This window comes from Streptomyces sp. NPDC002698, from assembly GCF_042888945.1.
Classification (GTDB): Bacteria; Actinomycetota; Actinomycetes; order Streptomycetales; family Streptomycetaceae; genus Streptomyces.
Genome location: NZ_JBIAQM010000082.1, coordinates 1 through 5802, shown reverse-complemented (window position 1 = coordinate 5802; position 5802 = coordinate 1). Strand labels below are relative to the sequence as shown.

Here is a 5802-nt window from a genome sequence, read left to right as displayed (position 1 = left end):
ACCCCAGACCGTTCGTCTGGACGAAAACAGCAGACGAGATCCTCGACAAAGTCGCCGCCTACTGCCACCGAATCTCTGACTCAGGTCACTAGGGCGTCGCGTCCGCCGTGGCCGGGATCCGCGGCTCGTCGTGCCTGCCCGTCCTGAACTGCGTCCGGTACAGCTCCGCGTAGCGCCCGTCCGCCGCGAGCAGGGCCTCATGGGTGCCCCGCTCGACGATCCGGCCCGCCTCGACGACCAGGATCAGGTCGGCTGCCCGTACCGTCGACAGCCGGTGCGCGATCACGACGGCGGTGCGGCCCTCCAGTGCCTCGGTGAGCGCCTCCTGGACGGCCGCCTCCGAGGTGTTGTCGAGATGGGCGGTGGCCTCGTCCAGGATGACGACCCGCTGGCGGGCGAGCAGCAGCCGGGCGATGGTCATGCGCTGACGCTCGCCGCCGGAGAGCCGGTAACCGCGCTCGCCGACCACGGTGTCGAGGCCGTCGGGCAGCGACCGTACGAGCTCCTCGAGACGGGCCCGGCGCAGCACGTCCCACAGCTCGTCCTCGGTCGCGGCCGGCCGGGCGAGGAGCAGGTTCTCGCGGACCGAGTCGTGGAAGAGGTGCCCGTCCTGGGTGACCATGCCGAGGGTGGCGCGCATCGACGCGGCGCTGAGCTCACGGACGTCGACCCCGCCGATGCGTACGGTGCCGGCGTCGGTGTCGTACAGGCGCGGCAGCAGTTGCGCGATGGTCGACTTGCCGGCGCCGGATGAGCCGACGAGCGCGACGGTCTGGCCGGGTTCGGCGCGGAAGGAGATGCCGTGCAGGACCTCGTCGCCGCCCCGGGTGTCGAGGGCCGCGACCTCCTCCAGGGAGGCGAGGGAGACCTTGTCGGCGGACGGGTAGGCGAACCGGACGTCCTCGAACTCGACGGCGGCGGGCTCGTCCGGGAGCGTGCGGGGCTCCGGCTTCTCCTCGATGAGCGGCTTCAGGTCGAGCACCTCGAAGACGCGCTCGAAGCTGACCAGGGCGCTCATGACCTCGACGCGCGCCCCGGCCAGCGAGGTGAGCGGCGCGTACAGCCGGGTGAGCAGCAGTGCCAGTGAGACGACGGCGCCCGGCTCCAGGGTGCCCCGCAGGGCGAACCAGCCGCCGAGCCCGTAGACGAGGGCGAGCGCCAGGGCGGACACCAGGGTCAGGGCGGTGATGAAGGCGGACTGGGCCATCGCCGTACGCACCCCGATGTCCCGCACCCGCCGGGCCCGCGCCGCGAACTCGGCGGACTCCTCACCGGGCCGCCCGAAGAGCTTGACGAGGGTGGCGCCGGGCGCGGAGAAGCGCTCGGTCATCCGGGTGCCCATGGAGGCGTTGAGGTCGGCCGCCTCCCGCTGGAGCCTGGCCATCCGGCTGCCCATCCGGCGGGCGGGGAGTACGAACACCGGCAGCAGGACCAGGGCGAGCAGGGTGATCTGCCAGGACAGGGTGAGCATCACGACCAGGGTGAGCAGCAGGGTCACCACATTGCCGACGACGCCGGACAAGGTGTTGCTGAAGGCGCGCTGGGCGCCGATCACGTCGTTGTTGAGTCGACTGACGAGCGCGCCCGTACGTGTACGTGTGAAGAACGCGACCGGCATGCGCTGCACATGATCGAAGACAGCCGTCCGCAGATCGAGGATGAGTCCCTCGCCGAGCGTCGACGAGAGCCAGCGGCCCAGGATCCCGAAGGCCGCCTCGGCGAGCGCGATGACGGCGATGAGCACGGAAAGACGGACGACGGTGCTCTCGTCCCCGTGGGCCACGATGGTGTCCACGACGTGCCCCGCGAGCACCGGCGTCGCGACGGCCAGCAGCGCTGTCACCACACTGAGGAGGACGAACTGCGCGATACGACGGCGGTGCGGGCGGGCGAAGGCGGCGATGCGGCGCAGGGTCGCGCGGTCGAAGGGACGACGCTCCTGTTGGGCGTTCATGACACTGTGCAGCTGTGTCCAGGCTGTGGTCTCCATGCTCATGAGAGAGACAGTAGGACCTCAAGCTTTGTTGAGGTCAACGGATCCGGGCGGGCCCACCCGCTCGGGTGGGCCCCCGCGGACGCCGAGGGCGGCACCGCGCTCGGGACCAGGGCGGACACCGAGGTGGACACCGTGCGGGGCGCCGAGCCGAGTACCGGAATCGGTGCCGCGGTGGGCGTCGAGGTGAACACCGGGGTCGGCACCGGGCACCCGGGGGCCACCCCTCCCGCGGCTTGCCCGGCACGTCAGCCGCCGTCCCCGCGCCCGCAACCTCACGTTGGTGCGGCGGGGAAAACCTCTCCGAATGTGACAGCCGTACGACTTCCCCGGGCGCTGCCCCGGCTCCCCCGCCGCCTCACCCTGCGGCCTGCCGTCCGGCCGGTCCTGTGTCTGCTCCCGCTCGCGCTGGTCCTCGTGGTGGCCGTGCGCCACCGGTCCGTGCTCGTCGAGGGGTTCGGCCATCTGCGGTCGGCCGAGTGGCCCTGGCTCTTCGCCGCGGCCGCCGCGACCTGTCTGACCTGGGTGGCCGCGGCCGTGACCCGGCAGGGCGCGGTCATGGAACGGCTGCCCGCCTGCCGGCTGCTCGCCACGCAGTTCGCCGCGGGCGCCGCGAACCATCTGCTGCCGACGGGGCTGGGCGCCGGGGCGGTCAATCTGCGGTTCATGACGGTGTGCGGGGTGCCGCTCGCCCGCTCCTCGGCCGCGCTCGCGCTGTATCTGCTGGCCGAGGCGGTCGCCCGGCTGGCCCTGCTGCTCGGCCTGCTGATCGCGTTCCCCGGTGCGCTGCGGGTCGACGGTCTGATACCGGCGGGGGCGATCGGACCGCTGCTGCTCGGCGTCGTCGTGGCCCTGTGCGCCGCGCTGGCGGTGCTCGCTCTCGTACGACGGCTGCGCACGGCCGTCCTCTCCTTCCTGCGCACCGCTTTCGGAGAGGCCCGTTCGGTGCACACCCGGCCGTCGCGGGCCTTCGCCCTGTGGGGCGGCTCGCTCGCGTTCCCGCTGCTCCAGGCCGCCGGACTGGCCTCGGTGGGACGGGCGCTGGGCCTCCCGGTGTCACCCACGCACATGATGATCGCCTACCTGGCGGCGACGATCGCGGTCGCGATGGTGCCGACGCCCGGGGGGCTCGGTTCGGTGGAGGCCGCGCTGGTCGTGGCCCTGGTCGCGGCGGGCGGCCCGGTGGCCGTGGCGACCGCGGTGGTGCTGGCGTACCGGATCATCACGGTGTGGATGCCGCTGCTGCCGGGGGCGCTCACGCTCGGGGCGCTGGTCCGCTGGAAGGTGATCTGACGCGAGGGGACCGCGAGGGACGAGGGCCTTTCCGTCCCCGGGCCGTGCGGTGCGCCGCGCGCTGTGATACCGAGGAGTAACCACGGCGTGCGGTGTGGCGCGCCGGCCGCCGAAAGGGGACGGCGCGATGCCGGTCCGCAGCGAACGTCAGGGTCACGTCACCACCGTCGTCCTCTCCCGGCCCGCGGCCCGCAACGCGGTGGACGGGCCGACCGCCGCCGAGCTCGCGGACGCCTTCCGCGCGTTCGAGGCCGACGAGACGGCGCGCGTCGCCGTGCTCTGGGGCGAGGGCGGCACGTTCTGCGCGGGCGCGGACCTCAAGGCCATCGGCACCGAGCGGGGGAACGAGGTCGCCGAGGACGGTGACGGGCCGATGGGTCCCACCCGGCTGCGCCTGACCAAGCCGGTGATCGCCGCGGTCGAGGGGCACGCCGTGGCCGGCGGTCTGGAGCTGGCGCTCTGGTGCGATCTGCGGGTCGCCGAGGAGGACGCCGTCTTCGGGGTGTTCTGCCGCCGCTGGGGCGTGCCGCTGATCGACGGGGGCACGGTACGGCTGCCGCGGCTCATCGGCATGAGCCGTGCGATGGACATGATCCTCACCGGCCGTCCGGTCGGCGCCCGGGAGGCGTACGAGATGGGGCTCGCCAACCGTCTCGTCCCGGCCGGCCGGGCCCGCGCCGAGGCCGAGCGGCTGGCCGCCGAGATCGCCGGCTTCCCGCAGTCCTGTCTGCGCAGCGACCGGGCCTCGGTCCTCGACCAGGAGGGCCTGATCGAGAAGGAGGCCATGCGGACCGAACTCCGCTACGGCATGGGCGTACTGGAGGAGGGCATGGAGGGCGCGGCCCGTTTCGCGTCCGGCGCGGGGCGGCACGGCGCGTTCGGCGAACCGTGACACCGGCGGGCGCGTGTGCGGCGGAGGCCGTGGTTCCGGTCCGGTGGGTGGGTCGGGGCCGTGCCGGTGCATCAGCCCGTCGCCGTTGGACGGAGATGTGACCGTCGGTGGCGACGGGCATCGATGTACCGGCACGGCCCCTCGCGTCGGATCCCGGCTGCGGGTGCGCGGTGGTCGGATCGGAGCGTCAAGGGCTGTCCCCCGTAGGGCTGGTGACGGAGGGGCAGCCGGATGCGGCAGGATGAGCCGTCTCCCCGGACGACGGCGAACGCCCGTCCGGGCATGATCGCGTTCCCGGATTCGAGCAGGTGGCAAGTGACTACACAGCACATTCGGCCCGCGGGCCCTCACCCCGGTCACGGTCTCCGAGGAGGTCACCGATGAAGCGCTCCGTCACCCTGGACGACCTGATGATCGCCGGAATAGCCGTGGCGGCCGGGCTGCTGGCGGCGTTCCTGCTGCGGATGCTGCTGCGCTGGCTGGGCAAGCACGCCGAGCGCACCCGCTGGAGCGGCGACGACGTCATGGTCGACGCCCTGCGCACCGTCGTACCGTGGTCGGCGGTGGCCGGAGGCGTCGCCGCCGCGGCCGCGGTGCTTCCGCTGACCGCGCCGGTCGACAAGACCGTCAACCGGTCACTGACCGTGCTGCTCATCCTCGTCACGACGGTCACCGCGGCCCGGCTGATCACCGGCCTGGTCCGGTCGGTGACGCAGTCCCGCTCGGGCGTCGCCGGTTCGGCCACCATCTTCGTCAACATCACCCGGGTCGTGGTGCTGGCGATCGGCTTCCTGGTCGTCCTGCAGACCCTGGGGATCTCGATCGCTCCCCTGCTGACGGCCCTGGGTGTGGGCGGTCTGGCGGTCGCCCTCGCACTCCAGGACACCCTCGCCAACCTCTTCGCGGGTGTGCACATCCTCGCCTCGAAGACGATCCAGCCGGGCGACTACATCCGGCTGAGCAGCGGCGAGGAGGGGTACGTCGTCGACATCAACTGGCGCAACACCACGGTCCGTCAGCTCTCCAACAACCTGGTCATCATCCCCAACGCCCAGCTCTCGGGCACCAACATGACCAACTTCACCCGGCCCGAGCAGCAGATGACACTCCTGGTGCAGGTCGGCGTCGGCTACGACAGCGACCTCGACCACGTCGAGCGGGTCACGAACGAGGTCGTCGCCGAGGTGATGACCGGGATCGACGGCGCCGTCCCGGAGCACGAACCCGCCGTACGTTTCCACACCTTCGGCGACTCGCGCATCGGTCTCACCGTGATCCTGGCCGTGGGCGAGTTCAGTGACCAGTACCGGATCAAGCACGAGTTCATCAAGGCCCTGCACAAGCGCTACCGGGACGAGGGCATCCGGATTCCGTCGCCCGCCCGCACGGTCGCGCTCCAGTCCGGCGGGACGGGCTTCCTGGAGACCGCCATACCGCATCAGCGCGAGGCCGCCTCGAAGCGGCCCTGAGACGGGACCGGGGGCCGGGCGGAGACTTCCGCCCGGCCCCCGGCCGTGGGGGGGGGGGGGGGCCCCGGGGCGGGGGGGGGGCCGGCGGGGGCGGGGGGGGGGGGGGGGGGGGCGCGCCCCCGCCGCGCCGCCACCCCGAACGGCGAGAAAGCCGA

Annotated in this window: 4 protein-coding genes; 3 read left to right on the top strand and 1 reads right to left on the bottom strand. The window is 72.7% G+C overall.

Going from position 1 to position 5802, the window contains the following annotated elements; all coding sequences use genetic code 11:
* Positions 1-88 precede the first annotated feature (88 nt).
* Positions 89-1990, bottom strand: a complete 1902-nt coding sequence (locus ACFYW9_RS41320) for an ABC transporter ATP-binding protein (RefSeq protein WP_351876166.1) — start codon at positions 1988-1990, stop codon at positions 89-91.
* A 312-nt stretch (positions 1991-2302) separates the two neighbouring features.
* Here ACFYW9_RS41320 and ACFYW9_RS41315 point away from each other — a divergent pair, with 312 nt between their 5' ends.
* The 3 genes from ACFYW9_RS41315 (at position 2303) to ACFYW9_RS41305 (ending at position 5647) form a co-directional block, all read left to right on the top strand.
* Positions 2303-3286 carry a YbhN family protein gene (locus tag ACFYW9_RS41315; RefSeq protein WP_389160346.1) on the top strand — a complete coding sequence of 328 codons (984 nt, stop codon included), beginning with the start codon at positions 2303-2305 and terminating at the stop codon, positions 3284-3286.
* Between the two features lie 127 nt (positions 3287-3413).
* The gene (locus ACFYW9_RS41310) at positions 3414-4178 is read left to right on the top strand and encodes a crotonase/enoyl-CoA hydratase family protein (RefSeq protein WP_389160343.1); all 765 of its coding nucleotides are present in this window, start codon (positions 3414-3416) and stop codon (positions 4176-4178) included.
* A gap of 380 nt (positions 4179-4558) precedes the next feature.
* Positions 4559-5647: a mechanosensitive ion channel family protein gene (locus ACFYW9_RS41305; protein WP_389160341.1), complete on the top strand. Its 1089-nt coding sequence runs from the start codon at positions 4559-4561 to the stop codon at positions 5645-5647.
* The last annotated feature ends 155 nt before the right edge of the window (positions 5648-5802 follow it).

Excerpts from the sequence above, each read along its gene's own strand:
- ACFYW9_RS41305 (WP_389160341.1), top strand. The coding sequence starts at position 4,559 with ATGAAGCGCTCCGTCACCCTGGACGACCTGATGATCGCCGGAATAGCC.
- ACFYW9_RS41320 (WP_351876166.1), bottom strand. The coding sequence starts at position 1,990 with ATGGAGACCACAGCCTGGACACAGCTGCACAGTGTCATGAACGCCCAA.
- ACFYW9_RS41310 (WP_389160343.1), top strand. The coding sequence starts at position 3,414 with ATGCCGGTCCGCAGCGAACGTCAGGGTCACGTCACCACCGTCGTCCTC.